Raw genomic sequence first — 24,284 nt, 5'->3', positions numbered from 1 at the left:
TGCAGACGTTTCTTGGTCGGACGAGCGATGTCTGCTCTATACGCCTATAGCGGACTACCCGGCTAATCGAATACCAGCGCCGATCGCCGGCGCGAGCTCGACCGCAGCGCGCGCTGTTGCAGCATGCCGCTGATGACCTGGTCGAGCGTTGCAATCCGGTCGGCCATGCCACGCACAACCGCCTCGCGCGCACCTACCATGCGGCCCTGACCGAACTCCTCGCGAACCTTGGTCTGCGTCACGCGCCGGCCACTCGCGACCGCCTTGATGAAATCAGCGCCAGCCTCGTTGGCGCGGCCCTGCAGATAGGCCCTCGCCTCGTCCGACAACGGCGCAAACGGATGTGCCTCGTTCTTATTCGGCGATTGCTCCGATCGGACGATCGTCATCTTGATCCCGACCTGGTCGAGCCAGCCGGAAATATCCTGGTGCATAATCATCGCGCCAATCGAGCCGACGTCGGCGGACGGCGTCATCACCAGCTCGCCGGCCTGCGAAGCGATCCAATAGGCGGCCGAAGCCGCGAGCGTATTCGCGACCGCTACGACGGGTTTCTTTGCCGCTGCAGCGGCGACAGCATTTGCGGCCTCGACGGTCGCAGAGACCGTTCCGCCGGGACTGTCGACGTCGAGGACGATGCCGGCGACGTCCTGGTCATCGGCCGCGCGCGTGACCTGCGCGGCGATGCCGGACAGGCTCGAGCCGAACCAGCTGCCGCGCGGCGTCAGTCCGCCGGCGACCGAGACCAGCGCAATCTTGCTCGCCGAGCTCGAGGCCTGCGCGGACGCAACCGCGACCAACGCCTGGCGCTGTTCGGCGCGCGCCAGGCAATCGGCGAGCGCCGACACCTCGAGCGCGACCAGGGCGTCGATTGACGAGATCTGCGTCAGGACCTGGCGCAGATCCGGCGTCGCGGTTTCGATCTTAATCATTGTTGCCGTCCTCGTTTGGAGAGCTCGAGCCACCGCCGGCGCCGGCCTTGTCGTCGACGCCCTGCCCGCCGCCGGCAGAGTCCTTTGTCAGCGGGTTTTTGTAGTCGTTGCCGCCGGCATCAGTCCGCGGCGACATGTTCTCAAACCGCAGGATGTCATTCGCGGACAGCCATTCGCCCTGGCGGCCGATCAGATAGGCCCGATAACGATTCAGCAGGTCGCCGCGCAGCAGCCCGAAAAAGTTGAACTCGAAAAACAGATCGCCGTTTTCGTTGTCCAGCAGCAGATCCCGCTCGACGCCCTGCTCGAGCTCGATCGCGAGCGGCGCGACGCAGCCGACGACAAAATCGAGCGACTGCTGCTCGACGTTATTGTTTGTCGCGCGCTTGAGGCGCGATGCGCGATGCAGCGGATAGCTCCACAGGCCGAAAACCGCAGTGTCGGCGGCGTCCTCGGTCTCGAGCAGCTGCGCCTCCGAATTGGTCACCTTGATCGGGTTATATTTGACGCCATGCGTCAGCAGCCGATCCTTGTGCCGGTTCATCCCGGTGCCGGCAGCGCGCCAGTTTTCGAGAAACTGGTTTCGATCTTCCTTGTCCTTGAACACGCCGGGATGCTCGAGCGTGCCGCCGGACTGGCCGTTGTTCTTGAACCAGAGGTCACCGTAGTCATGGACGGCGATCGCACGCGCAAAGACGTGCCTCGCGCTATGAAAAATGGGCTCGCCGAGCAAGCCATCCTCGCGCAACGGATTCGACCGGATATGCCAGAGCTCGTCGTCACGATAGGTCGTCTGCTTGAGCTGCGCGCCCTGGACGATCGTCGGCGGCGGATTGAACGTGTAATACAAGCGCCCGTCGATGCCACGCTCGACCATCGCCAAGCGCCGCGGATGCAGCCATTCGAGGCCGCCGACAGCGTAATATTCCGATGCGCGAGGATCGCCCGGCGGCAGGATCGCGCAATAGGAATTCCGATAGTAGGACACGTTCCAGGCGAGCTCGCCGACGAGCTCCGCCGGCGTCTGGCGAGCGTTCGGGTTGGCCGCAAATAACCTGGTGACAGGATGATCCGGCAGCGCCTCGCGCGCGCCGTTTGCGCCGCGCCGGTAGACCGACGCCGGCAGCGATTTCATGGCCGACGAAAGGCCGTGACGCACGGCCTGGACAGCGTCGAGCTGGCTGACGTTGCTGTCCGTGACGTCGACGCCGGCGAGCGACATGCGACCGCCAAAATCCGCCCAATATTGGGGATCGGCCATGTCGCGCGGCGCGCCAGGATCGAACGCATTGGCGACCGCGCGGAACGCCGAGCCCAGCCCGCTCCTCAACATTCCCATCAGATCACCGTCAGGATATCAGCGCCGGTCACGAGCCTGCCGGCCGAGGGATTCCAACTCATGAGGATCGCGGCCTGAAACAACGCGACCAGCGGATCGATTTTTGCGCGGCCGGAGACGGCTTTCGTCACCATCACGGAGTTGCCGCGCTGCTCGACCTTTGCGTTTCCCAGAACGAAGGCCATCAGCAGCATGCCGCCGTGCCAGAACGTGCCGTCAGACAATTTGCGCTCGAGTCCGTACATGGCCGGCGCAAGCGCCGGTCCCTGCAGCAGCCGGCGGATCATGTCGTCGGTCACCCCGACCCCGACCAGCGCCTCGATAATCGCCGCGGCGTTGTTCGGATCGATGCCGATCGCGTTTTTCTCCGGCAACAGGCCCGACGCGATGATCTGCGCGACAATCATCGCGAGCTCGAGGACGTCTTGCGGGACCGGGCAAATCGAGATCTCGCCCGCGTCGGAAAAATCCTGCAGCTGCGCCGCGATGTCTTTGCGGATCTCGAGCACTTTCGGGTTGGCCCATGCCCGATACCAGGACAACCATTCGCGCGTCTTGCGATCGCGGCCGATGACGGCCAGGCCGAGCAGGTCGTCCAGGCCGCCGCCGTCGATTCCGATCGTCACGACCTCGGAGCGCTCGAGCAGGGTCTCGAGCGTCAGGGTCTCGTCGACGGCGCCCTCCCAATAGTCGGCGCCGCGCCATCCCTCGTTATTGATGCCGACGCCGATCTCGATATTGAGGTGCTGCGAGGCCCAGACCTTGATCGCGTCCTCGCCCTTTTCGCGCTCGCTTTCCCAATCGGCGCGCAGCGACGGCAGATGGATCGAGCGGCCGAGGTTCGGCATCACCATCGGCCAGTTCGCCGGATCTTTCCATCGCTCCTCGACGCCGGCGGACCGCTCCTCGCGCGTCAGCGACGCGATATCCGGCGGAAATTCGTACAGGATGGGCAACATCGGCCGGATGATCCGGCCGCGATACTTGCCGTCCCGCACGTTGCGCGCAAATTTCAGCTCGGATTTGAACACGCCGGCCGGAATGTCGTCGCTTTGCGTGGTCGTCATCACCAAAACGCCCTCCGGCGTCTTGTCGAGGCCGCCGCGGATCTGGCGCAGCACCTTTGCCGCCGATGCGCTTCTGCCGAGGACATGCAGCTCGTCGAGCAGTACGAAAAACAGGCCCATCGCGCCGGTCAGGATCTTGAGATCGAAGGTTTTGACCTGCGCCTCGGACTTGGTGACCAGGTCCTCGATCGTTTTGATATGGTCGCGAGGCCGAAACCGCCGGCGCAGATCCGGCGACTCCTCGATCATGCCGACCGCCTGCTCATAAGCGCGATCCGAGATCGCCTGAGTCGGACCGACAAACAGCGCGGTTCCGCGCGGCCGAAAATTCATCAACATCGCGACGATCAGCAGCGCTGCGGCGTTGGTCGTTTTCGAGGAGCCTTTCGGAACCAATGCCAGGATATCGCGGATGTAGCGAACCTGATTTTGCGGGTCCCAGCTGCCGAACGTCGCGCGGACGATATCGCGAAACCATTGCCCCGACGCGGTCCGCATTTTCGGCGCGCCTGGCACGTCCGGCAGCTGCAGCTCGTCATAGAACGCCTGCGCGATGTCGGCCTCGGCGGCAAACAGCGGCAGATCCGGCACAAGCGACCGGCCCTCGCGCATGCGATCGGCCCAATCGACGCAGGACAAATCCCACATCTCCGGCGAGGTCGGCGGCGCGGCGTTTTCGCTCGAGAGGATCATCAGTGCGAGGTGACGGCCTGTTGACGCCGCGCCATGAGTTCGCCGAGCGGCGTCCCGGCGTCAGGCTGCTGCGCGGCGGCGATCGCGGCGGCTTTCTTGCCGACCTTTTCGGCCGGCGCCGGCTTTTCAACCGCCGATGCTTTCGCCGGCTGCTGCGTCTGGCCATACATCATCAGGTCGTTGCGCTCGAGATACTTCTGGAATTCCCGGATCGCCGAGACGTTTCCCGCGTTGACGCCGTCCATCAGTTTGACGCCGACCTGCGCGACCAGCCGGTCGCGTGCAACGTCCCGAAACTTGAGCTCTGAAAAATAATGCTTCCGCAGCGTCGGTTGCGTGATGAAAAGCGCCGACGCAATCCGCGCGTTGCTCCAACCGAGCGCGACTAACAGGCTGACGCGATTCCGGTTTTGCTGATTGGCGACATGCTCCGGCCGACCACGGCCGCCCCAGTTGGCCGGCACAGGATCGCCGAACAGGTCGAAAACTTCGGCCATGATGAAAAAAACCCGTCAATGTGAGATGGGCCGGTCCGTGGAGAGGCATCCGCGAAGGAATTGCCCACCCCCTACCCCTTCAATCCCAAACGCCGCGCGCGTGCAGGCTCGCCTGCTCCTCGGCCTGCTTGACGCTGTCGTGGCACGACTTGCAGAGCGTCTGCAGGTTGGTCTCATCCCAGAACAGGCGTTCATCGCCACGATGCGGGATGACGTGATCGCAGACCAGCAGCGACGTATTCGGCTCGACCCTGCCGCAACCTTTGCGCTGACATGTGTAGAGATCGCGCAGGAAGATGCGCAGGCGCAGCGCTCGCCAGCGGGCTAGCTTGTACCAGGTTTTCCAGGGAAGCTGCGACATTTACAAAACGGGATAAGCCGACCATCTTGCGATGATCGGCTTTGCTCTCCGAACAGTCATCAATAGCTTTGACTTCGTCGCACTTACCGATAGTCGAGACCGGCGCTTGAGTATGCCCTAGACCTGTCTAGTTGAAAGTCGAAGAGCGGTATTCTTCATACAATTCGATCAGACGCCGGCCTAGCCTCGTTGGTCTCTTCATCGAATATGCAACGCCAGCCAACAGGACGGACAGACCACCGAAGGTCACCAGCATCAGCCTAACTATCGCACGGCTCTGGATCGGCGTTGCGAGCAATGCCTCATCGGTGATCCAGCCCACTCCTAACAAACTAAACAATCCAATCACCGCAATGAGCAGCGGGACTCCGGGCGAGTATGCTCTTCGCACGAGCCCCGAACGAATTAGTCTTTCAATGGCGACTCCCATTTCCGCATCGTCCAGAGTCTTTGCCGGCACAAGAAAATCACCTCGCGACAGACCGAAAATCGATCTCCCCTTCCTCCTAAAATTCCAAAGGAACAAGCGAATGTCGGAACGAGGCGCACCCCGTACCACATCAATCAGTTCTTTAGCGTCGTCGCTGTCGTTCAAGATCTCATCGAGAACACCTCGCCAGACCGCGGACATCTCGGGATCAGTTGGATCAACTTTACCAGCGTTGGCAATCCAGTTGTCGATTCTCTCGAGCCTTTCGATGGTGGGATTGTCAACCTTTGAAGCTTGCCCCTTTCGCTTCCTGACTTGCTCGACAGCATCGATGTGCGCGTCGACATTTGCCCCGAACTTGCCCTCCACATAGCCTGCGAGTCCCTCAAAAGGGACCGACACGATACGATCCAATGCTCTAGCCGTTCGAGGAAGGGAAACTTGAATGCCAGGAATGCTCAGGCGCAAGTTTGCGGCAGCAGGCACTACCGCACCCTTTGACTTAGCTTCGTCCGCCATACGTGCCCCCACAACCTAAAGGGGCAACGTTAACACTCGTGGTCGAGGCGAGTCAAAGGCAACGACGAGGCGCGCTGCGCGCGGCCACCTGAATCAGGCTCCGCACTTTTAGCCGAGCTGCCGCGCATGCACCGCACCGCGAATTAGTCGATCAGCTCGATCTGCGCCTCGGTCAAACCGCTTACCTTGACGCCGTGCTTTCCGTCACCGACGTAGGCACTGAGTCGCCCATTTGAGTCAATTCGCTCGATCAGTCCGCGTAAGCCAGAGAACACGCCATCGGCGACACGTATCTGCCGACCAACCCGCAGTTTGGTTTCGTCCTCGGCCTGCGCAACGCTAATGAACCCGTATTTCAGGAACAGCTGCGCAAGCGCCCAACGGCGCCGCGACGGCAGCAGGTTCTCGATCTTGACGATATCGCGCAGCAGCTGCATCTCGGTTGCGTTGAGCCAGGACCGCAGCTCTCCGAAGTTGAGGAGATTGTCGACGTCGGGAATGCTGCGGATCTCGCCGAGCCAGCCCAGCTCGAAATCAGGCAAAAAGATCAGGCCCGGTAGAAACGCCTTTTCGATCCGGCGCCCAAGATGCGGACGGCGCGCCTGCTGCCCGTTGCCGCGCTGGACGAAATGAACAACGATCGGCGACCATCCGCTGATGCAGCGCTCGGCGAAAGCCTTGATGACCTTCGCGTCACGACCAGGCATGACCTGCAGAACGTGCCAGCTGTCGGGCACCGCCGGCACCGCCAGCCGATCGCTGGCCTCGACATATCCGACGATCTGCCCCTTGCGGTATTGCATGTTCATTCGCTCTCCCCTGCGACTTGCCACGTCCCATCGCGCCGCGGCGGCCACGGCGCCGGCACGCGAAAGCCCTGCTTTGACTTCCTCAAACGGAAATTCGGATTCGACGACGAGATGCCGTGAACGTTCGGATCAAACGGCTCGAGGAAGATCCGCTCGGCCTGCGGCTCGGCGCCGGTCCAGAGCGCCAGGCGATCGCGCCAGGCGGCAAACTGCGGCGTCCCAAGGTCGACGACCTGCCAGGCCTCGCGATCGGCGCCGGCAAACGCGGCCATCGCCGATAGGTCAGCCTGCGGCCCGAGCTGCGTCCAGACGCCCTCGCCGAGATCCTGATCGCGGATGATGCGCAGCTCGCGCCGCTCGGCGATCTGCATCGCCACTGCCAAGCCCTTGAGCTCGTCGCCTTGCACGAACCGCCGTTGCGGAGGCGCCGCCTTCGCCGGCGCAGCGCCGGGCGCCGGGAATTCCCGAAACCCGCGCGTCCGCACCCAAAGATGAAAATTCATCGGCCGGCGCTGCTTGAGCTCGCGCAGTTTCGCCATGTAGAGCGGCACGGCGTACCCGCACCAGACGCGATCCTCCTGCGTCAGGAGGCGGAACTCCTCGAGCGCCAGGTCGCGCCGCATGACCTCATGGCCGACATAGCCCTCGAATGCCGCTGCAAACTCGACAGGCTCGCTTTCCTCGATCGTCTCGCGATCATCCGGAAATCCCCCGGAGGGGGACTTAGGGGGATCTTCAGGTTCAGGTTCAAAAGAGTCTAGGCCCTGGCTGCACTGCGAGGGCTGGCCGAGGGCTAGCGTCGTCGGCGCCGGAATTTAGCCCTTGCTGCCAGCTAGGGCTAATCGACCTTGAATTTACTTGATTTTCGTCGACGTTGCGCCCGGCGGCCCGCGCCTCGATCGCGTCGATATCCGCGTCGACCAGCAGCCGGATCAGATCCGTGGTCCGCTTGCCACGACCATCCCCATTGCGGCGGCCGTTCTCATCGAGCCATTGCGGCGTCCGGCCGATCGCGCCGATCTCCTCGAGCCAGGCGAGCCGCCGTCGAACCGTGTCCTGCGATAGATCGCAATCGCCCGCCAGCGACGGAATGCCGACCCAGCAGAGGCCATCGCCGTCGACATACTCGCCGAGCGCGCGCAGCACGCTTTTTGCGTAAGGATTGCCCAGCTCGAGATTGCGCGCCCATGCCGTCGCCTCGTCCGAGGCAATGCGTCGCGCCCGCCTTTTCGCGGTCATCTTAACTTCCTAACCAAGAGAATTCGGGAAAACGCTGACGCAACAGAACACTGAAAATTCACGGTCGCGGCTGCAGCAGACGGAAAACGATGTCCTGCGCCGAGAGCCGTGAGATCGCGTCGCGCTCGATCGCGACGCTGAGCCGCTCGAGCCACTCGCGACGGAAACCGCGGCGCTTGAGCCGCGGCGGATTGACTGCGCCGGCGACGGTCGCGTCGCGATCCGGGATCTCGTATTCCTCGAGCTCGCCGAGCTCCGCGCCCTTGACGACCAGCTGGCAGATGACCTCGGCCAGAGTCATCGCCTCCGGCCCTTCGCCAGCCAGGCAGCACACGATCGCGTTAGGCCGCCGCAACTGCGACCGCCTCACGCCGCGCATCGCAGGGCGGCGTCGCCGTGCAATGGATACGTTCCTCGTCGCGCCAGAACTCGTCCCAATAGCCCGCAGGACCGCCCTCGCGGCGGCCGACCTTGACCACGTCGCAGCGGATACATTGCTGTTCGGTCTTGAGCGGAAATCGGACCTTCTCGCCCCACTTGTGCCGCGTCGAGCCCATCAAGCGGCCCTCCGGACGCGGGCCTCGAGATCCTCGCAGACAGAGCCGCCAGCATCGAAACGTGGTTCGAGCGCAACCGCGCGCCGAGCGAGCCGGTCACGCTGTATCCAGCCGAGGGAATAGCCGAACATGAACAGTGCGAAAGCGCCGACGGCGATCGCGGCGATCTCGAGCTGCGTCATCGCTGCAGCTCCTGCGCAGCAAGCGGTCGCCTCAATCGAGATGGGACGCCGGTCGGATTCCGGTTGCGATCGAACCGCTCGCCCTCGGCGATCGCCAAGGCGACACCGCGGACCAGGTCACGCCGATAGCCCGCTGGCTTCCACCATTCGCGCGTCCAGGGCCATTCGTGCGGCACCGCCCGCGATTCCGTGCCGGCATGCAAAATGAACGCGGCACCAGCTCGGCCCAGCGTGCCGCGATCGTATCCGTCGTCGTGCTCGGTCGACCAACCCTCCCGCTCGATCTGGCGAAAGCGCTCCGCGATAACAGCCTGCATGAACGACGACAGCGGCCGGCGAATATGCAGCGCCTCGAATAACCGGCGCAGCAGGTACGACCTGCAGATCGAGATTGCGGTCATGATTAGCGCAAACGTGACGTTCTGCGCGATCGAGACCGTGACGCCGAGCAGCGGCAGGAAATAGACCTGCGCCGCAAGGCTGATGACGAAACCAACTAAGACGTTGATCGCGCTCTCCGCGAGTGATGCCAGTTTCGTTTGCTTCATTGCCGCAATGCCCCTTTGATGCTCGCCTCGTTTTGCTGTAGCCAGCGCAGCGTGTTTGCAGCGGCCTGGAGGCCGTCGCGTTGGTAGATCGCAGCGGACGAGCTCAGCTTGGCCCGCGCGCCGCTGCGGCGATCCTTGAGCTCGGTCTCGACGGCAGTGACTTGCCTGGTCATCGAAATTGTGCAGGCCGGAAGCGGAGACGCCGCAGCGATGCGCGCCGCGTTCTGCGATAGCCAGAGCAGCGTTTTCGCGCCGGCCTCGAGGCCGTCGCACTGGCGCTGCGACGCCGACCGATCGAGCCTCGAGCGCGCGCCGGCGCTGCGATCCTTGATCTCGGCCTCGATCGCAGCGATCTGCCGGAACAGTGCGACTTTGTCGGTCACGCGCGCGCCTCGAGATCGAGCTGCGCCGGCGTCGCTACCAGCTGCGCGAGGAAATCGCGGCCGGCACCGGTCACCATGACCCCGGTCGACGTGCAATGCGCGAAACCTGCGCCGACCAGATGCCGGACCATGTCGCCGTCGATCTGCTCGCCGGCGTCGATCGCGAGCAGCGCGGCCTGCATATCGAGCTCGTCCTCGGTCAGCGGCAGCCGCGTTTGCAGACGATCGTCGACGACCTCGGCCGGCGCGCGGTCGATACGCGCGAGATCCATTTCGGTTTGCGAGACGACGAGATCCGGCGCCGGTTTCGGCGTCCGGCGCAGAAATTCCGGGATATCGAGCCCGTCATCGAGAATGTCGCGTCCAGGTCGGTTCGCCGGCGGCTCGGCTGTATCGGCGCAGCCGGCAACGGCGACGCTCGAAACGACTTTCCCGATCGGCACCGAGGCAACGTCGGCCGAAAGGGCTGGACGATCGCCGGCGTGAGCTCCGGCGTCCGCTAACTGTGAGGCCGCAGCGCTATGGCTACCCGTTGCGGCCTCGTCCGATGACCGACCATCGGCAGTCCGATCGCGCGGCGGTTCTATACCCGCCGACGCCCCGTCAGGCGCCGAGCTCTCGCCCGCGATCGCTTGGGAATTGAATTGCTCAAACGCGGCACGGTCGGCCGCGATGACCTCGTCGCGCGTCACCCAGACGGGACCATCGGCGCAGAAGGCCGCGACGCGCGCCGCAGTCCCGTCGAGCGCAGCTGTCGCCGCCTGGTTGCCCCATGCATCCCAGCCAGGCGGCAGCGGATGCTCAGCGTCGACGCGCGCAAACAGCTCGAGCGCCGGCACTCCGCCGCTCATGGCCGCGATCATGCGCCGGTAATGCTCCGGCTTGCGCGAATGCCCGAGCGGCCTCGAGCGCTCGCGATGGTTGGAGCCGAACTTTTCGCCGCTCCCCGGTTTCGGCAGGCCCTTCCCCCGCTTGAACAGCAGCAGCAGCTCGTCCTGGTCGCGGACCAGGACGGCGCCGCCGGCCTCGGTCGGGTGCTCGTCGTCGTTTTTCGTCCAGACGAACGCGGTCGAGTAGGAGTCAAAGCCCCACGACAGCGCCACCGCCGAGGCGAGCGGCATCTGCGCGCGGACCTTGATGACCTCGCCGGTCCGCAGATCCGTCGCCTCGATCTCGGCCTCATGCCAGGCCAGCAGATGCGCCCGCGGAATCCAGAGAAACAGCCAGGCGTCCGGCAGGACCATGTCCTTAACCGGCAGATCGCAGATCTCCGACCACGGCATGGTCGGATAATGATTCTCATAGGAGCGGCTGGTGACGCCCTGGTTTCGATGCCACGGCGGATCGGCATAAATGATCGGATACTTGCGGCCCGTCGGCTGCAGCGCCGAGGCGTCAGAGAGCGCCAGCGCCACGTTGCGGCGATGCTCCCTCCCCTTTTCCTCGGCGCCGACCTTTGCCAGGTCCATCGCGACACGGGCAACCCCGGCGCGCATTTCTTCCTGGTGACGGTCGAGCGCCGCCTCGAATTCGGCCGCCGGCATTGCAGCCAGGCGCTGCGCCTTGGATGACAGTTTGCGGTCGATCCCCGCCTCGGCAAGGGTCGGCCGGTCATCTTCTGGCTGTTCCGAAACCGAACCGCCAGAAACGTTCCGCCCGCGCAGCTGGCCACGTGATCCGGTATTGAGTCCGACCGTTTCCTTTTGCGCGACGATCATCTCGCCGAGGCGCCGCTCGGCACGGAAACGCAGCTGCGCCGCCTGGATCTCGAGGTCGCGATCCTTCGCCTGGCGCGCATAGTGGCGCATCGCCTCGGCCTGGCTGCGGATCTCCTGGACCTCGTCGACCGCGACGGCCTCGGCCAGCGCCTTGCGCGCCGCTTCATATCGAACGAGCTCGGTCACGACGCGGTACCCTCCTCGTCGTCGACGACAATGGCGACGCCGTCGCCGCACGGCACGACAGTAGCGACGTCGCCCTCGAGCTGGTCGAGATGCAGCTGGATCGCGTCATCGGCGACGGCCGTCACCTTCTCGCCGTTCGCCGCGCAATAGGCCGCGAGCCGCGCCGCGATATGCGGCCGGACCGAGATCAGGACGCCATCGCGGCCGAAACCAGCGACCGCGACCCAGCCGCGCCGCGTCACGGCCGACAGCTCGCCCCGCTCGACCAGGCTATCCATCAGGCGGTTGGCGTTGTTCGGATTACAGCCCATCACGTCGGCCAACGCGCGGCGCGTCGGCATCGCACCATGGCGACCGACAAATTCAGTGATCGCTTTCAACGCGTCGACCATACGGGCGGTTAGCCCCATGCCATCGGATGCGGGAACGTCGGTCAAAACGGAACCTCCTGCGGAAACGGGATGTCATGAACGCGCATCAGCTCGAGGACGATCTGCTCGAGCGAAGGGATCGCCGCGCGCGGCCGGCGGTTCTTCATGTTCTGCTTGTGAGTGCACCAGGAGAGATTGTCGTCGCGGTTATCGAGCGTTTGCCCGTTGCCGTGGTCGACGTGATGCGTCCGCATGAACCGCTCGGAGCGCGGATCGCGGACGATCTTGATCTCGCGATGTTGACGCAGGGTCGCTCGATCCGGACCGACGTTGCGCTTTGCGTAGAGCTGCCAGGGCGTGCGCGAACCCCAAGACACATTCCAAGCATTTCTCGACAGCCAGTCGTAATCGCAGGCGTCGACCAGCGACCAGACGTTATCGCGCGCCGAGAGCATGATCCGCCGCCAGGGCGTCAGCCCTGAGTCGAGCAGCCACTCGATCGAGATGGATTCACTCGGCCGGACGCTGGCGAAAGAGCCGTGCATCACAGCATCCCCAGCGCCTGCATGTAGGTATCGAGGATCGTCTCATGCGCCTCGCGCTTGATAGGGTCCTGTTGGCGCATCTTGATGATCGCGCGCAGCGCCTTGACGTCGAAGCCGTTGCCCTTCGCCTCGGCGTAGACGTCGCTGATGTCGTCGGCGATCGTCTTTTTTTCCTCGATCAAGCGCTCGACGCGCTCGATGATCGATTTCAGCTGGTCTTTAGCGATCGTCGTCGCGCGGGTTTCTGCGGCGGGTTTCTTAGTCATCGGCGCATCCAACGGAAGCCGGCGCCGGCGTCGCGGCGACGCTCGAGGAAAGGCTGCATCGCGGCGCCGACCGCGGCGAACAACCCAACCAGCAGAATGCAGGCCATGAACACCAGGAAACGCAGGTCCTCTACATTGATATCGCCGGTCACGGCTCGATCCCCCTGTCGGTCACGCGCTCTGCTGCCCAGCGTTTTCGGTCCGAGGACCGACGCCGACCCAGTCGTTCGGCGTCACATCGCCACCCGTCAGTTCGAAGATCGTCGCCATCGCCTTCTTGTCGGGCTCGCGTTCGCCGGATCGGTAGCGGCGTACGGTTTCGCCGCTCCAGCCAGCCCGCTTTCCGAAGCCGGCGTTGCTCTCTCTGTTGGCGATCATCCATGGGTCAAAGCGCATGACGCCACTACGTCACCAATATGGTGATGATTCGCAAGTGCAATTCACCAAATTGGTGCTATGAAGTAACACCAATTTGGTGCCCATTGCCGGCCATGAAGGAGAAATACCCAAACGGATTGGCTGACGCCCTCACAAAGCGGCCGGATGTAACGCAGGCAGAGCTTGCCAAGGCCGCCGGTACGAGCCCCCAGCAGATCAATCGGCTCATTCACGGGGAGCGGGAGATGACAGCACTCTGGGCCGAGCGATTGGCTCCGGCCCTGCGCACGTCACCCGAGCGGCTGGTATTCCCCGGCTTGAAGACGTTCCGAGCACCACTTCTATCGTGGGTCAGCGCTGGACGCCTCGCAAGCCAGGAGGGTGTTCGAAAGTCGGACGTGCGTAAGTACGTTTATCTCGCGGATTTGCCGAAGGGCGATTGGATCGTCCTTGAAGTGCAGGGCGACTCGATGGATCGAATCGCCCCCGATGGATCGTACATCTGCGTCAATTTGTCCGACCACCGCCTGCTCACCGACAAATTTTACGTTTTCGGTACGCCGGAGGGTGACGCCACCTTCAAGAGATACCGTCACGGCAATCCGCCGCGGCTACAGCCGTTCTCTACGAATCCCGATCATGAGACTATTCAGATGTCGAGCGAGACGCTGATCATCGGCCGCGTTGGCCGCGTCATCAACGATTTGGGGTAATTGATCACCGACGAATGCAGCGACAAAGAAGATCATAACACCATTTCAGATATCATCACCGTTTTGGTGATTGCGCAATTGACGCGACACCAATTTGGTGAGATTTTGTTTCCCGTGAAACAAACGGGGAACCCCTATGCGACGTCCTTCCTGCAATCGCCTTCCCGCCATCAGCCGCCCGGCTGCAGCTCAAGCAAAAGTCCCTGAATACATTGATACCGCGCTGGTAAAGCCGCGCTCACCGCTTTCGCCGAGTGAGACGGTCAAGCGCATGGCCGACGACATGCGCGCTGCTTCCTACCGTGAGGGCGGCATCACCGAAGACGATCTCGAGCGTCTCGGCTTCACCCGCTCGCAGATCAAGGAACATGCTGCTGATGCACGCGCGCTGGCGCACCAGCTCGCCGGGCCGAGCCTGTGAGAGCGGCCCTTCCCTGATGAAGCGCCTTCAACGCAATCATTACATCGCGCTTGCGCTGCTCGAATACAGTCCATTCGAGCGGCATCCGCGCGGCGGCTGGCGGTTCGGCGCCAGGAGAATAGGCAGCGAGATGGCCGCCCCCTTGATCTCCGGCGGTCGGGCGCAGATTGTTGATGACACGCTGGGTCCAGTATTCCGCGTCGCATCCGCGAGGCGATGTCGATGAAGCTCGCGATCTTCATCGCAGCCAGCTTTGTGGTCGGCCTTCTGGCCGGCCTTCGCGTCGGTTATCGTCGCGGCTTTGAAGGTGGCGTAAGGGCGACAGAACGCCTCTATCCACCGATAAGGGTCGACGCTCAACGTACCCTGCGACGCGCATGACCGCGCCGATCACCGAGGAACAACTGCTCGACGCGATCGCGCTCGTTTCCGAAGTGATCATCCTGCACGGCGTCAAATATGCGCCCCTGCTCGATCGACTTGAGCAGGAGCTTGAGGCCCTTAGGAGCTATGACGATCCCATCAGCCGTGCTCGGCGTCATCTGGCACGCCGGACAACAGAGCAGCAGGACGCTCGGTCGACCGTGCTCTAGAAGCTCGGCCGGGGCGTCGGTCTCTGCGCTGGCGGGCCCAAGTCGTCATCGTACGGGGTTCTCGCTCTTGGTGCGAATTGTCGCCCCCAATCTCGAGCGAGGTGTGGCAGTCCCCTTCGGCGCTATACGGAAAGCGGAGCCCGATTCTTAATCTGCGTTAACACCTTACCCTCGAAATTAAGGCGGGTGTGGCCTATCCGTTACACGATACCGGCAGCATCCATCTTACAATTGGTGGTGGAATCGTGAAGTGGGCGCTCCTGCCTGGCCGAAAACGCTTCGGGGACTACGGAAGCGGACTGGAGGAAATTCACATGAAAAAGCTGTTGGTTGTTACGATTGGTGCGATGGCGCTGAGCGCGTCGGCGCCGGCAAGCGCCGCGGATCTGGCGGCCCGTCCCTACACCAAGGCGCCGCCCCCGATGGTGGCGCCGATTTATGACTGGACCGGTTTCTACATCGGCGCCAACGGCGGCTGGGGCCAAAGCAACAATTGCGTGGATTTCATCACTGCTGCAGGGACAGTGGCAAGCGGTTGCCGTGATCGTTCGGGAGGCGTTTTCGGCGGGCAAATCGGGTATCGCTGGCAAGCCAATCAGTTTGTGTTCGGATTGGAAGCACAAGGCGATTGGGCTGACCTCAGCAACACGCGCGTCAGCCTGTTCGATCCGACGCTCTCAACCCGCGTGAAGACTGACGGCATCGGCCTCTTCACAGGCCAACTCGGTTGGGCGTGGAATGCGACCCTGCTCTACGTGAAGGGCGGCGCGGCCGTGACCAGCAATCGCCTTGATATATTCGACACTTTCACCGGGCTCGGTCTGGTCTCGGCGAGTAACACGCGCTGGGGCGGCACAGTGGGTGTCGGCCTTGAGTATGGCTTCACACCAAACTGGTCCGTCGGTGTTGAATACGACCATCTGTTCATGGGGCATTCGAATAACTCCTTCTCCGTCGCCGATCCGCGCCTTGCAGCCGTGCTCAACGACCGGATCAGCCAAGACGTCGATATGGTCACTGTGCGGTTTAATTACCGCTTCGGCGGCTACGGCGCCCCGGTCGCGGCGCGATACTGACCTCGTCTGTGCGGTTTTTCCCGTAAATTAGGCCGGCAGAGATGCCGGCCCTTTTTTTGGAGAAGAATCTTTCAGACCATGAATTTGGCCGCCTATGGTGCGTTTTTACAGCGCGGCCATGAATAATGTTGCGGCGACAATCGAACTAGCTTCGCGCCAGGAACTCGTTAGAGAAACCGGCGCGCCCCGATCCTGAGCTCAGCGCGTCGAGTTAATGATCCTTCGGGCTCCCAAAATGCGCAGCTTAATCAGCGCACTTTCCGGACGCTTAGACGCCGCGAACAAGTTAGGAACAGATCGCATTTCGTCGCCGTCCAACAAAGCGTCCAACAGAAAAGACGCCGCCGGCTTAAGGGTTTGAAATTATTGCAACTTTTATGATAGGTTTGCGCGATGGCGCTCCCTAGCGGAATCGAACCGCTCTCTCCACCGTGAAAGGGTGGCGTCCTAACCGATAGACGAAGGGAGCAAAACTCCCGGCAAATCAATACGTTAGACGTGAGACATGCCAGACTGGCCGCTACCGGCGAACGGCTGCGACGGGCGAACGTATAGTGGCGATTGGCCGGACGGGCAAGCGTTCAGAACGCTTTTCCCGGACTGCCGCCCAGGCCACCGGCGGGAGATTACCTGCACGACAATCCGGCCTCGATCGAGGTCCAGAAGCCGCAATGCGACGGCACATGCGCATGGGCCCGCGAACCGCCCCCATGAATCAGGATGGCGGCCGCAAGCGCGACGACGACGACGGGAACAATGAGTCTACGGAACGACATGGGCCTGCGCATCGAACGACATCGTGGCCTAACTAAGGCCTGCAGGCCGGATCGATGTCTGGCGACAGCGCGCTAGTGTGGTGGACCAGAAGTTCGCGATATCGAATCTGGATTTGGCGGAGCGTTGTACCGGCAGAAGCGTTCGATGGATGCCAGGATGTCATCGGCGGACTTAGTCCAGCGGAACGGCTTGGGATCGGCGTTGTGCCGGTCGATGAAGGAAGCGATGTCTGCCCGGAGGGCGGCAACGCTCCGATAGATGCCGCGTCTGATCTTCTTGTCGGTCAGGAGTGCGAAGAAGCGCTCGACCTGGTTGAGCCATGACGAACTGGTCGGGGTCAGGTGCACGTGCCACCGGGGCCGCTTGGCGAGCCATCTTCGGATCAATGGCGTCTTGTGCGTGGCGTAATTGTCCATGATCAAATGGACGTCGAGGTCGCGCGGCACGGCAGCCTCGATCTCGTCGAGGAACTTGCGGAACTCGACAGCACGGTGGCGTCCGTAGCACTTGCCGATCACCCGTCCACTGGCAATGTCGAGGGCGGCGAACAGCGATGTGGTGCCGTGCCTTGTGTAGTCATGGCTTCTTCGGGCCGGTTGGCCGGGACGCATCGGCAGCATCGGCTGACTGCGGTCCAGTGCCTGGATTTGGGATTTCTCATCCACACAGAGAACGATGGCGTGCTCCGGCGGGGAGACGTAAAGGCCCACGACGTCGCGCACTTTGGCCACGAAGTTTGGATCGGTCGAGAGCTTGAACGTCTCTAGCCGGTGCGGCTGGAGCCCGAAGGCCCGCCAGATGCGTTGCACCGTCGACACCGACAGGCCGCTGGCCTTCGCCATGCCGCGGGAACTCCAATGGGTGGCGTTCTCGGGGCAACTTTCCAACGTCCTCACGATCATGGCTTCGATGCGGGCATCGTCAACCGTACGTGGCGCCCCGGAGCGGGGCTCGTCATGCAGCCCGTCCACGCGCCGCTCCACAAAGCGCCGCCGCCACTTGCCTACCGTTGACCGGCCCAAGCCCAGCTTGGCCGCCACTTCCTTGTTTTGACCGCCTTCCGCGCAGGTCAGCACGATCCGGGCTCTCAGAGCCAGCGCTTGCGCCGTCTTCCGCCGCGTCGTCAGCGCCTTCAGTTCGGCGCGCTCTTCATCACTCAATGTCAGGGAGGCAAGTTGCCGGACCGCCATCAGATCCTCCGTCACTGCTGCTGCCTCCAGCCTTGGCACAGCGACGCGAACCTACTGCGAATCTACGATTGCGAACTTGTGACTCGGGACACTAGTGATTGGTCACGCTCGCGACGTCCTGACGATTGGTCGGCTGCGCCGCGGCCGCCGCCACCGGCGTCTGCTTGATGCAGGTGCTGCAGATCACGAGCTTGCGCGCCAGCCGGTCGTCCGCATCCGCTTCCGACAGTTGCGTCTCCGCCACCGCCGGCGAGGCATTCCGCGCATGGCGTCGCGGCTGCGGCTGATTGGGATCCTGCCCGGCGCCGTCCCAGGCCAGCGGACCGGTTCCCGGCGGCGGGGTCGTCATGCTGTATTGCTGCGAGACCTGCGCGCAGGCGCCGAGCGCGATCGGGAGAAACAGCACAGCGGCCTTGCGAGCCCAGTTCCGGAATGCAGACATGATCACACTCACACGCTATTCGTACCGCGACATCAGACCCGCGACCTAAAAGCAGAACCGCTAAGAAATCGTTTGCCCTGATTGTTCCGTCGCATCCAACCGCGACGGCATCAAGACGGGATTGCGGCGCCAAGACGCAAATGAAGTCGTAGATCAAGACTCAAACCAAAGACGCTCATTCGGAGTCCAATCATGCCAGGCATCAACGGTCGCTTTGACGGCAAGCGCGTGCTCGCCGATCTCAATGCGCTGCGCGCGATCGGCGCCTACAAGACCGGCGTGCACAAGCCGACATTCTCGGAGCCGCATCTGCGCTCGCTGGACTGGCTTGCGGCACACCTGCCCGATGCCGACCTCACCGCGACGATCGACGGCATCGGCAATGTGTTCGGCAAAAGTGCGAAAGCAGGACCGAAGCTGCTCGCGGGCTCGCATCTCGAAAGCCAGAACCATGCAGGCTGGCTCGATGGACCGCTCGGCGTGATCTATGCGCTCGAAGCCGCGCGCGTCATCAATGGCGATCCCGGCATCAACGGCGCGGTCGAGGTCGCCGCATGGTGCGACGAGGAGGGACATTTCGGCAGTTTCCTCGGCAGCCGGTCGTTTGCCGGCGCCGTGACCGAGGCCGACATCGATGCAGCGCGCGACCGCTCCAGCGATCGCACCATGCGACAGGCCTTGCACGATGCGGGCTTCGCCGGCCGCCCGCGCCTCACCGCCGAGCATGGCCGCCATATCGGCTATCTCGAAGCCCATATCGAGCAAGGCGACACGCTGGAAGCTAGCCGGCTCAAGATCGGCGTCGTCACCTCCATCGTCGGCATCTGGCAATATCGCGTCACCTTCACCGGCGAGCAGAACCATGCCGGCACCATGCGAATGGCGGTGCGCAAGGATGCCGGCCTGGCGCTGGCCCGGTTCTGCGTCGCGATCGACGACAGCTTCCCTGCGCTATGCGGACCGCGCACGGTCTGGACCACCGGCCGCATCACGCTGGACCCGGGCGCGCCGAGCATCATCCCAGGCCACGCCGAGATGCTGTTCCAGATCCGCGACGACAATCCCGAGGTGATCGCGCGGCTCGAGGCGCACCTGCATCGTCTGGCGGAAGAAGCCACCGCGCAGGGCCGCTGTGGCGTGAAGGTCGAGCGGATCCGCACCGGCGTGCCCGCGATGATGACGCCTGCGTTCCAGGATGCGATCGAGGCCGCGAGCGCCGCCTGCGCCGGCGGCAAATCAATCCGCATGCCGAGCGGCGCCGGCCATGACGCCCAGGTCCTCGCCACCATCATGCCGGCGGCGATGCTGTTCGTGCCGTCGATCGGCGGCATCAGCCATCACTGGAGCGAGAACACCGACGACGCCGATATCGTCACCGGCGCCGAGGTGTTCGTCGAAACCTGCCGGCGCCTGCTGACGCAATGATCGGTTCAGCTGGCTCAAGCTCCAGCCACCACAAATAGGAACATCGCATCTGCGCTCGTGTTGGGATCGCGAAATCAACCCTTGCGATGGAGAAAGTCGATGCCGGAGAAAGACCTCAGCGCCCTGTTCCTCGACACCTTGAAGGACATCTACTACGCCGAGAAGCAGATCTATAAGGCGCTGCCAAAGATGGCCAAGGCAGCGTCATCGGATAAATTGCGCGCAGCCTTCGAGAAGCATCACGAGGAGACCGAAGGCCAGATCGACCGGCTCGAGAAGATCTTCGAGCTGTTGGGAAAGCCGGCGCGCGGCAAAAAATGCGACGCGATCGAGGGGATCATCGACGAGGGCAAGGAGATCATGGACGAATACGCCGACACGCCGGCGCTCGATCCTGGCCTGCTTGCCGCCGCACAGGCGGTCGAGCACTACGAAATCTCCCGCTATGGCACGCTCAAGGCATGGGCCAGCAGGCTGAGCATGAACGACGCGGTCAAGCTTCTCGATCAGACCCTGGCTGAGGAAAAGAAAACCGACGACGCGCTGACCAAACTGGCCGTCGCGGCCATCAACGCTGAAGCAGCCTGAGATGTGCCTCGGCCCGCCCGGGGGATTGTTCCCATTGCAGGAACATATTGCCGTGCGGGCCGTTGGTCATCGTCATCGCCCCGCACGCGGCATCTATCGGTGACGAGAACGCCATCACGCGCTCCCGCCCTCCCAACAAGATGGAGCAGCGTTCCATGCAGCGTCGCCGGTTCAAGCAGACCGATTCTCTCGAAATTCGCCTTGGTGATCAGGCTGAGCGTCTTCGGAAGGAAGCACAAGGCACCTATCCGGGCGTTGAGCGCGAGCGGTTGATCCAACGAGCTCGCCAGGCGGAAACCGCGGCACAGATGGCGGATTGGTTACGGCCTTCCGGGACGCCGGCTCAGAAGTAGCTGTTCGCAGAGACGGCGGAGGCCCCGACCTTCAGCCCCGGCAATGAGCCGACGAACCAATTCGTCAACGTCCTGCGACGCTCCCGCCGTTCCGAATTGCCCAACAGCGTGAACACTGTTTTCAATCCAGAAGTGGATATTGTTCTCGCGCACCTGCACGGCCCCGCAAATCCAGCGGGGTTCATCATTGCCCGGTCCGTTCCCAGAAAATCCTGCTTCGCCGCACCGGTCGCGCGGGTCAGGCGCGCCGTCCGAACGGAACAACTGCCCAGACCCGCTCGTGTACATAGTACCAGGCGATCTTGGTGACGATCTCGAGCCCGGCGATCGAGCCGGCGAGCGAGACCTTGCCGGTCATGAACCAGCTGATGGCGAAAGTATCGAGCGTCCCCAATGTCCGCCAGCTGATGGCCTTGAGGATCGATCGCGTGTGACTCTCTGCTGCGCGTAAATGCACCCGGTAACGTCTCCAGTCTGATCGAGCACTTCTACCATGTCGTTCACCGGCGCGCTCGCGCCCGCCGCGCAATCATCCAGGATCCGACTGTGCCAGCCGCCGGATACAGCCAAACGTGAATTCCCAAGCGCGTGTCCGCGACCGCCGGCCACCTTGCAAAGTGCTGGGTTTGCGGCCATTTTCGCCTTTCACGAGAACAGATTGATCCCATGTTGTTGCTTGAGTCGCTTCCGACTGTGATTGGCGCCGCCGCCATCGCACCCGCGTTGCTGGTGCTGTGGCTGGTGATTGCCGCCGACGAGCGCCCCGGACCGCCGGTGCAGGTGTGGCTCGCCTTCGTGCTCGGCGCGGCCAGCATCTCGCTGCTCGGCCTGGCGCGAATTCCCTTCAATGCGCTGCTTGCCATTCCCGACAATCCTTGGGCGACCCAGGCGGTCCGCGCGGCGTTCGGCGTCGCGGCGCCGGAGGAGATCGTCAAGGTTCTCGTCATCGTCGCCATCTCGACCCGCCGCCGTGCCTTCGCCGATCCGATGGATACGGTGGTCTATGGCGCGGCCGCGGGCCTCGGATTTGCGGCCTACGAGAACCTCGCCTATCTCGTCCAGCACAAGGACATGTGGCGGGCGCTCGCGGCGTTGCGCAGCGTGCTCACGGTGCCGTTTCACGGCGCGCTCGGCATCATTGCCGGCGCCTACCTTGCGATCGCGCGCTCCGGCGGCGCGCTCGGCGCCTACCGCGGCCACCGCGACTGGGCGCGCATCACCAACTGGGCGCTGGTGCTGGTCGCGCCGGTCGCGCTGCACACGGCGTTCGATTTTCCGCTGCTCGCGCTCCAACGCATTCCCGATCTCAGCTCGACCACGCGCCTGCTGCTTGGTTCGGCGAGCGTGCTGATCGGCTTCTCCTCGATCGGCTTTGCGATCCGCCTGGTGCGCCGCCTCGGCAGGCATCATGCGCCGCGCACTGATGTCGCGCGCGAGCGGCTGAGCCAGCTGCGGCGAATGTGGGCACTGCTGTTGGTCGGCGGCGGCACCGGCTTTGCCGGGGTCTCGTTCCTGCTCACGTCGCTGCATCACTGGTACGTCAATCCCGAGCGCAATGCGTCGTTCATCCTGGTCCCGATCGGCCTCACCTCGATCCTGATCGGACTGGCGCTGCTGATCGCGACCACCGCGGTCTATTTCCTTGGCCGCAACCGGATGCGGACCGCCGCGGAGGGCTTTCCGTCGGCGCCGGGCCAGAGCTAGGATACGCCGCACGCTCGCAGACCCCGTGCTCGAAGACTTGAAGCTCGCAGACTTTACGGTTGCAGATTTGGAGAGCCGCGATGACCCTGTCCAACGATCTCGACAAACTGCGATCGGAGATGAAGGCCGCGGTCAAGCAACACTGGAAGGCGTTCCTGTTCGAAGGCATCCTGCTCGTGATCCTCGGCATCGCGGCGATGATCGTGCCGACATTCGCTGGCCTCGCCGTCACCATCTTCCTCGGCTGGATGTTCCTGATCTCAGGCATCGGCGGACTGATCGTGACCTTCTGGGCGCGCAACATGCCGGGCTTCTGGTGGTCGCTGATCTCGGCCGCGCTCGCCGTGCTGGCCGGCATGGTGCTGCTGGCCCGTCCGGTGCAGGGCGTGCTGACGCTGACCATCGTCGTCGGCGCCTATTTCGTCGCCGAGGGCGTCGCCACCATCATGTATGCGCTGGAGCACCGTCGCGAATTGTCGGGACGCTGGTCCTGGCTGCTGATCGCCGGCCTGATGGATATCGTGATCGCCTTCTTCATCATCGCCGGCCTGCCGGAGTCGGCCGGCTGGGCGATCGGCCTCCTGGTCGGCCTCAACCTGATGTTCGGCGGGGCGACCCTGATAGGTATGGCGTTGGCGGCGCGCAACACCTGACGACGAACCGGCTCACCCGCGGTTTTGGGGGGTGACAGGCCGATATCCGTCGGGTATAGAGCCCGCCATGATCACCGTCGCCACCAGCTATTTTTGGTACTTTAGCTACGACAGCTCGCTGGCGGCAGGAGGATCGCGCTCAATCTGAAGAATTGCAGCAAACGTCCAAAACAAGCCGCCAGGGCCTGGCGGCTTTTTTGTGTGCCGGCAGGTCCCGAAATCCAAAGGAGCCAGCCGTGTTGAGTACGACAGACGACCTTCGCATCAAGGAACTGAAAGAGCTCAGTACGCCCGAAGAGGTGATGCGGGAGGTCCCGCGCACCCTGACGGCGACCCGCGTCGTGATGGGCGCCCGCAACGCCATCCACGCGATCCTCAACGGCACCGATGACCGCCTGCTGGTCGTCGTCGGCCCCTGCTCCATCCACGATCCCGCGGCGGCCGTTGACTACGCCGAGCGTCTCGCCAGCCTGCGCGAACAGCTCGCCGACCGCCTCGAGATCGTGATGCGGGTCTATTTCGAGAAGCCGCGCACCACCGTCGGCTGGAAGGGCCTGATCAACGATCCCGATCTCGACGGCAGCTTCGACATCAACAAGGGCCTGCGCCTTGCACGCAACGTGCTGTCGGCCGTGAACAATCTCGGCCTGCCGGCCGGCACCGAATTCCTCGACATGACGACGCCGCAATACATCGCCGATCTGGTCTCCTGGGCCGCGATCGGCGCACGCACCACCGAGAGCCAGATCCATCGCGAGCTGGCGTCCGGCCTGTCGTGCCCGGTCGGCTTCAAGAACAGCACCGACGGTGGCGTGCGGATCGCGGCGGACGCGGTGAAATCGGCGTCGCACCCGCACCATTTCATGGCGGTCACCAAAGGCGGCCGTTCGGCGATCGCCGCGACCAGCGGCAACGAGGACTGCCACGTCATCCTGCGCGGCGGCCGGGTGCCGAACTACGATGCAGCAAGCGTCGATGCTGCCGCGGCCGAGCTCGGCCACGCCGGCGTCGCGCCACGGCTGATGATCGACACCAGCCACGCGAACAGCAGCAAGAAGCCGGAGAACCAGCCGCTGGTTGCCGCCGACATCGCACAGCAGGTCGCAAGCGGCGACCAGCGCATCATCGGCGTGATGATCGAGAGCAACCTTGTCGCGGGACGCCAGGACGTCGTGCCGGGCAAGCCGCTGACCTACGGCCAGAGCATCACGGACGGCTGCATCGATCTCGCGACGACGGCTGACGTGCTGAAGCAGTTGGCCGATGCCGTCGACGCCAGGCGCAGCGTGCGGCGTGACGGCCTGCAGGAGCGTTCGGCCTGAGACGGTC

36 protein-coding genes and 1 tRNA gene are annotated in these 24,284 nt (G+C 63.5%); 12 read left to right on the top strand and 25 right to left on the bottom strand.

Translation table 11 applies throughout. The features are described 5' to 3' along the window. Positions 1-62 precede the first annotated feature (62 nt). The 20 genes from HU230_RS12020 to HU230_RS11925 all read right to left on the bottom strand — a co-directional run bounded on the left by HU230_RS12020 (position 63) and on the right by HU230_RS11925 (position 13,020). Positions 63-932, bottom strand: coding sequence for a S49 family peptidase (locus tag HU230_RS12020; RefSeq protein ID WP_210284236.1), 870 nt, complete (start codon positions 930-932; stop codon positions 63-65). Beyond that, positions 925-2,271: a phage portal protein gene (locus HU230_RS12015; RefSeq protein WP_176531486.1), complete on the bottom strand. Its 1,347-nt coding sequence runs from the start codon at positions 2,269-2,271 to the stop codon at positions 925-927. The genes HU230_RS12020 and HU230_RS12015 overlap by 8 nt, the downstream gene beginning before the upstream one ends. After that, complete coding sequence (locus HU230_RS12010) at positions 2,271-4,031, bottom strand: terminase TerL endonuclease subunit (RefSeq protein WP_224943219.1); 1,761 nt, start codon at positions 4,029-4,031, stop codon at positions 2,271-2,273. Before HU230_RS12010 ends, HU230_RS12015 begins: the two co-directional genes overlap by 1 nt. Further along, a complete protein-coding gene (locus HU230_RS12005) occupies positions 4,031-4,528 on the bottom strand; it encodes a hypothetical protein (RefSeq protein ID WP_176531487.1) in 498 nt (165 codons plus the stop codon). Before HU230_RS12005 ends, HU230_RS12010 begins: the two co-directional genes overlap by 1 nt. Before the next feature lie 79 nt (positions 4,529-4,607). After that, entirely contained in the window at positions 4,608-4,889 is a 282-nt protein-coding gene (locus HU230_RS12000; RefSeq protein WP_176531488.1) for an HNH endonuclease, read from the bottom strand. A gap of 127 nt (positions 4,890-5,016) precedes the next feature. After that, positions 5,017-5,838, bottom strand: a complete 822-nt coding sequence (locus HU230_RS11995) for a hypothetical protein (protein ID WP_176531489.1) — start codon at positions 5,836-5,838, stop codon at positions 5,017-5,019. 143 nt (positions 5,839-5,981) lie between these two features. Continuing rightward, a complete protein-coding gene (nusG, locus tag HU230_RS11990; RefSeq protein WP_176531490.1) occupies positions 5,982-6,641 on the bottom strand; it encodes a transcription termination/antitermination protein NusG in 660 nt (219 codons plus the stop codon). Positions 6,642-6,643: 2 nt separating this feature from the next. Then, on the bottom strand, positions 6,644-7,270 hold the full coding sequence (locus HU230_RS11985; protein ID WP_176531491.1) for a hypothetical protein: 627 nt from the start codon (positions 7,268-7,270) through the stop codon (positions 6,644-6,646). Positions 7,271-7,394: 124 nt separating this feature from the next. Further along, positions 7,395-7,886 carry a helix-turn-helix domain-containing protein gene (locus tag HU230_RS11980; protein ID WP_176531492.1) on the bottom strand — a complete coding sequence of 164 codons (492 nt, stop codon included), beginning with the start codon at positions 7,884-7,886 and terminating at the stop codon, positions 7,395-7,397. Between the two features lie 58 nt (positions 7,887-7,944). Beyond that, entirely contained in the window at positions 7,945-8,187 is a 243-nt protein-coding gene (locus HU230_RS11975; protein ID WP_176531493.1) for a hypothetical protein, read from the bottom strand. A 40-nt stretch (positions 8,188-8,227) separates the two neighbouring features. Continuing rightward, on the bottom strand, positions 8,228-8,443 hold the full coding sequence (locus HU230_RS11970) for a hypothetical protein (RefSeq protein WP_176531494.1): 216 nt from the start codon (positions 8,441-8,443) through the stop codon (positions 8,228-8,230). After that, positions 8,443-8,625, bottom strand: a complete 183-nt coding sequence (locus HU230_RS11965) for a hypothetical protein (RefSeq protein ID WP_176531495.1) — start codon at positions 8,623-8,625, stop codon at positions 8,443-8,445. Before HU230_RS11965 ends, HU230_RS11970 begins: the two co-directional genes overlap by 1 nt. Further along, positions 8,622-9,173 (bottom strand): DUF7220 family protein, encoded by a 552-nt coding sequence (locus tag HU230_RS11960; RefSeq protein ID WP_176531496.1) that lies wholly within the window; start codon positions 9,171-9,173, stop codon positions 8,622-8,624. The genes HU230_RS11965 and HU230_RS11960 overlap by 4 nt, the downstream gene beginning before the upstream one ends. After that, a complete protein-coding gene (locus HU230_RS11955; RefSeq protein ID WP_176531497.1) occupies positions 9,170-9,556 on the bottom strand; it encodes a hypothetical protein in 387 nt (128 codons plus the stop codon). The genes HU230_RS11960 and HU230_RS11955 overlap by 4 nt, the downstream gene beginning before the upstream one ends. Next, positions 9,553-11,460, bottom strand: a complete 1,908-nt coding sequence (locus HU230_RS11950; RefSeq protein ID WP_176531498.1) for a methyltransferase-A70 family protein — start codon at positions 11,458-11,460, stop codon at positions 9,553-9,555. Before HU230_RS11950 ends, HU230_RS11955 begins: the two co-directional genes overlap by 4 nt. Then, complete coding sequence (locus HU230_RS11945; protein ID WP_224943216.1) at positions 11,457-11,897, bottom strand: LexA family transcriptional regulator; 441 nt, start codon at positions 11,895-11,897, stop codon at positions 11,457-11,459. The genes HU230_RS11950 and HU230_RS11945 overlap by 4 nt, the downstream gene beginning before the upstream one ends. Beyond that, entirely contained in the window at positions 11,894-12,376 is a 483-nt protein-coding gene (locus tag HU230_RS11940; RefSeq protein ID WP_176531499.1) for an HNH endonuclease, read from the bottom strand. Before HU230_RS11940 ends, HU230_RS11945 begins: the two co-directional genes overlap by 4 nt. After that, positions 12,376-12,642, bottom strand: a complete 267-nt coding sequence (locus HU230_RS11935) for a DUF2312 domain-containing protein (protein WP_176531500.1) — start codon at positions 12,640-12,642, stop codon at positions 12,376-12,378. The genes HU230_RS11940 and HU230_RS11935 overlap by 1 nt, the downstream gene beginning before the upstream one ends. Beyond that, complete coding sequence (locus HU230_RS11930; protein ID WP_176531501.1) at positions 12,639-12,794, bottom strand: hypothetical protein; 156 nt, start codon at positions 12,792-12,794, stop codon at positions 12,639-12,641. Before HU230_RS11930 ends, HU230_RS11935 begins: the two co-directional genes overlap by 4 nt. 19 nt (positions 12,795-12,813) lie before the next feature. Beyond that, a complete protein-coding gene (locus tag HU230_RS11925) occupies positions 12,814-13,020 on the bottom strand; it encodes a hypothetical protein (protein WP_176531502.1) in 207 nt (68 codons plus the stop codon). A gap of 137 nt (positions 13,021-13,157) precedes the next feature. Here HU230_RS11925 and HU230_RS11920 point away from each other — a divergent pair, with 137 nt between their 5' ends. The 6 genes from HU230_RS11920 to HU230_RS11895 all read left to right on the top strand — a co-directional run bounded on the left by HU230_RS11920 (position 13,158) and on the right by HU230_RS11895 (position 15,823). Next, positions 13,158-13,733, top strand: coding sequence for a LexA family protein (locus HU230_RS11920; RefSeq protein ID WP_176531503.1), 576 nt, complete (start codon positions 13,158-13,160; stop codon positions 13,731-13,733). Beyond that, positions 13,734-13,940 carry a hypothetical protein gene (locus tag HU230_RS11915; protein ID WP_176531504.1) on the top strand — a complete coding sequence of 69 codons (207 nt, stop codon included), beginning with the start codon at positions 13,734-13,736 and terminating at the stop codon, positions 13,938-13,940. It abuts the gene before it with no gap. Positions 13,941-14,004: 64 nt separating this feature from the next. After that, positions 14,005-14,154 (top strand): hypothetical protein, encoded by a 150-nt coding sequence (locus HU230_RS11910; protein WP_176531505.1) that lies wholly within the window; start codon positions 14,005-14,007, stop codon positions 14,152-14,154. A 222-nt stretch (positions 14,155-14,376) separates the two neighbouring features. After that, the gene (locus HU230_RS11905; protein ID WP_176531506.1) at positions 14,377-14,535 is read left to right on the top strand and encodes a hypothetical protein; all 159 of its coding nucleotides are present in this window, start codon (positions 14,377-14,379) and stop codon (positions 14,533-14,535) included. Further along, positions 14,532-14,747: a hypothetical protein gene (locus HU230_RS11900; RefSeq protein ID WP_176531507.1), complete on the top strand. Its 216-nt coding sequence runs from the start codon at positions 14,532-14,534 to the stop codon at positions 14,745-14,747. Before HU230_RS11905 ends, HU230_RS11900 begins: the two co-directional genes overlap by 4 nt. Positions 14,748-15,061: 314 nt before the next feature. Beyond that, positions 15,062-15,823: an outer membrane protein gene (locus HU230_RS11895; protein ID WP_176531508.1), complete on the top strand. Its 762-nt coding sequence runs from the start codon at positions 15,062-15,064 to the stop codon at positions 15,821-15,823. A 394-nt stretch (positions 15,824-16,217) separates the two neighbouring features. Here HU230_RS11895 and HU230_RS11890 read toward each other — a convergent pair. From HU230_RS11890 to HU230_RS11875, 4 genes are all read right to left on the bottom strand, one after another. Continuing rightward, a tRNA-Glu gene (locus HU230_RS11890) sits at positions 16,218-16,292 on the bottom strand. Between the two features lie 157 nt (positions 16,293-16,449). After that, positions 16,450-16,599 (bottom strand): hypothetical protein, encoded by a 150-nt coding sequence (locus tag HU230_RS11885; RefSeq protein WP_234633866.1) that lies wholly within the window; start codon positions 16,597-16,599, stop codon positions 16,450-16,452. Between the two features lie 72 nt (positions 16,600-16,671). Then, complete coding sequence (locus tag HU230_RS11880; protein ID WP_176534927.1) at positions 16,672-17,790, bottom strand: IS630 family transposase; 1,119 nt, start codon at positions 17,788-17,790, stop codon at positions 16,672-16,674. 91 nt (positions 17,791-17,881) lie between these two features. Then, complete coding sequence (locus tag HU230_RS11875) at positions 17,882-18,232, bottom strand: hypothetical protein (protein WP_176531509.1); 351 nt, start codon at positions 18,230-18,232, stop codon at positions 17,882-17,884. Between the two features lie 192 nt (positions 18,233-18,424). On the opposite strand from HU230_RS11875, the gene HU230_RS11870 reads away from it, so the two are divergent. From HU230_RS11870 to HU230_RS11860, 3 genes are all read left to right on the top strand, one after another. Next, positions 18,425-19,657 carry a Zn-dependent hydrolase gene (locus HU230_RS11870; RefSeq protein WP_176531510.1) on the top strand — a complete coding sequence of 411 codons (1,233 nt, stop codon included), beginning with the start codon at positions 18,425-18,427 and terminating at the stop codon, positions 19,655-19,657. A 99-nt stretch (positions 19,658-19,756) separates the two neighbouring features. After that, positions 19,757-20,245 carry a YciE/YciF ferroxidase family protein gene (locus HU230_RS11865; protein WP_173643407.1) on the top strand — a complete coding sequence of 163 codons (489 nt, stop codon included), beginning with the start codon at positions 19,757-19,759 and terminating at the stop codon, positions 20,243-20,245. 62 nt (positions 20,246-20,307) lie between these two features. After that, positions 20,308-20,598: a hypothetical protein gene (locus tag HU230_RS11860; RefSeq protein ID WP_338077405.1), complete on the top strand. Its 291-nt coding sequence runs from the start codon at positions 20,308-20,310 to the stop codon at positions 20,596-20,598. A gap of 238 nt (positions 20,599-20,836) precedes the next feature. On the opposite strand, the gene HU230_RS11855 is transcribed toward HU230_RS11860, so the two are convergent. Next, positions 20,837-21,055, bottom strand: coding sequence for a DUF2061 domain-containing protein (locus HU230_RS11855; RefSeq protein ID WP_176531511.1), 219 nt, complete (start codon positions 21,053-21,055; stop codon positions 20,837-20,839). 209 nt (positions 21,056-21,264) lie between these two features. Between HU230_RS11855 and HU230_RS11850 the strand changes: the two genes are divergently transcribed. The 3 genes from HU230_RS11850 to HU230_RS11840 all read left to right on the top strand — a co-directional run bounded on the left by HU230_RS11850 (position 21,265) and on the right by HU230_RS11840 (position 24,277). Beyond that, positions 21,265-22,302, top strand: coding sequence for a PrsW family glutamic-type intramembrane protease (locus tag HU230_RS11850; protein WP_176531512.1), 1,038 nt, complete (start codon positions 21,265-21,267; stop codon positions 22,300-22,302). 80 nt (positions 22,303-22,382) lie between these two features. Next, positions 22,383-22,955: an HdeD family acid-resistance protein gene (locus tag HU230_RS11845; RefSeq protein ID WP_173643404.1), complete on the top strand. Its 573-nt coding sequence runs from the start codon at positions 22,383-22,385 to the stop codon at positions 22,953-22,955. Between the two features lie 236 nt (positions 22,956-23,191). Next, on the top strand, positions 23,192-24,277 hold the full coding sequence (locus HU230_RS11840; protein ID WP_173643403.1) for a 3-deoxy-7-phosphoheptulonate synthase: 1,086 nt from the start codon (positions 23,192-23,194) through the stop codon (positions 24,275-24,277). Positions 24,278-24,284: the final 7 nt, after the last annotated feature.

This window comes from Bradyrhizobium quebecense, assembly GCF_013373795.3.
GTDB classification, from domain to species: domain Bacteria; phylum Pseudomonadota; class Alphaproteobacteria; order Rhizobiales; family Xanthobacteraceae; genus Bradyrhizobium; species Bradyrhizobium quebecense.
The sequence above is the reverse complement of the archived record's forward strand: the minus strand, read 5'-3'. Positions and strand labels throughout refer to the sequence as shown.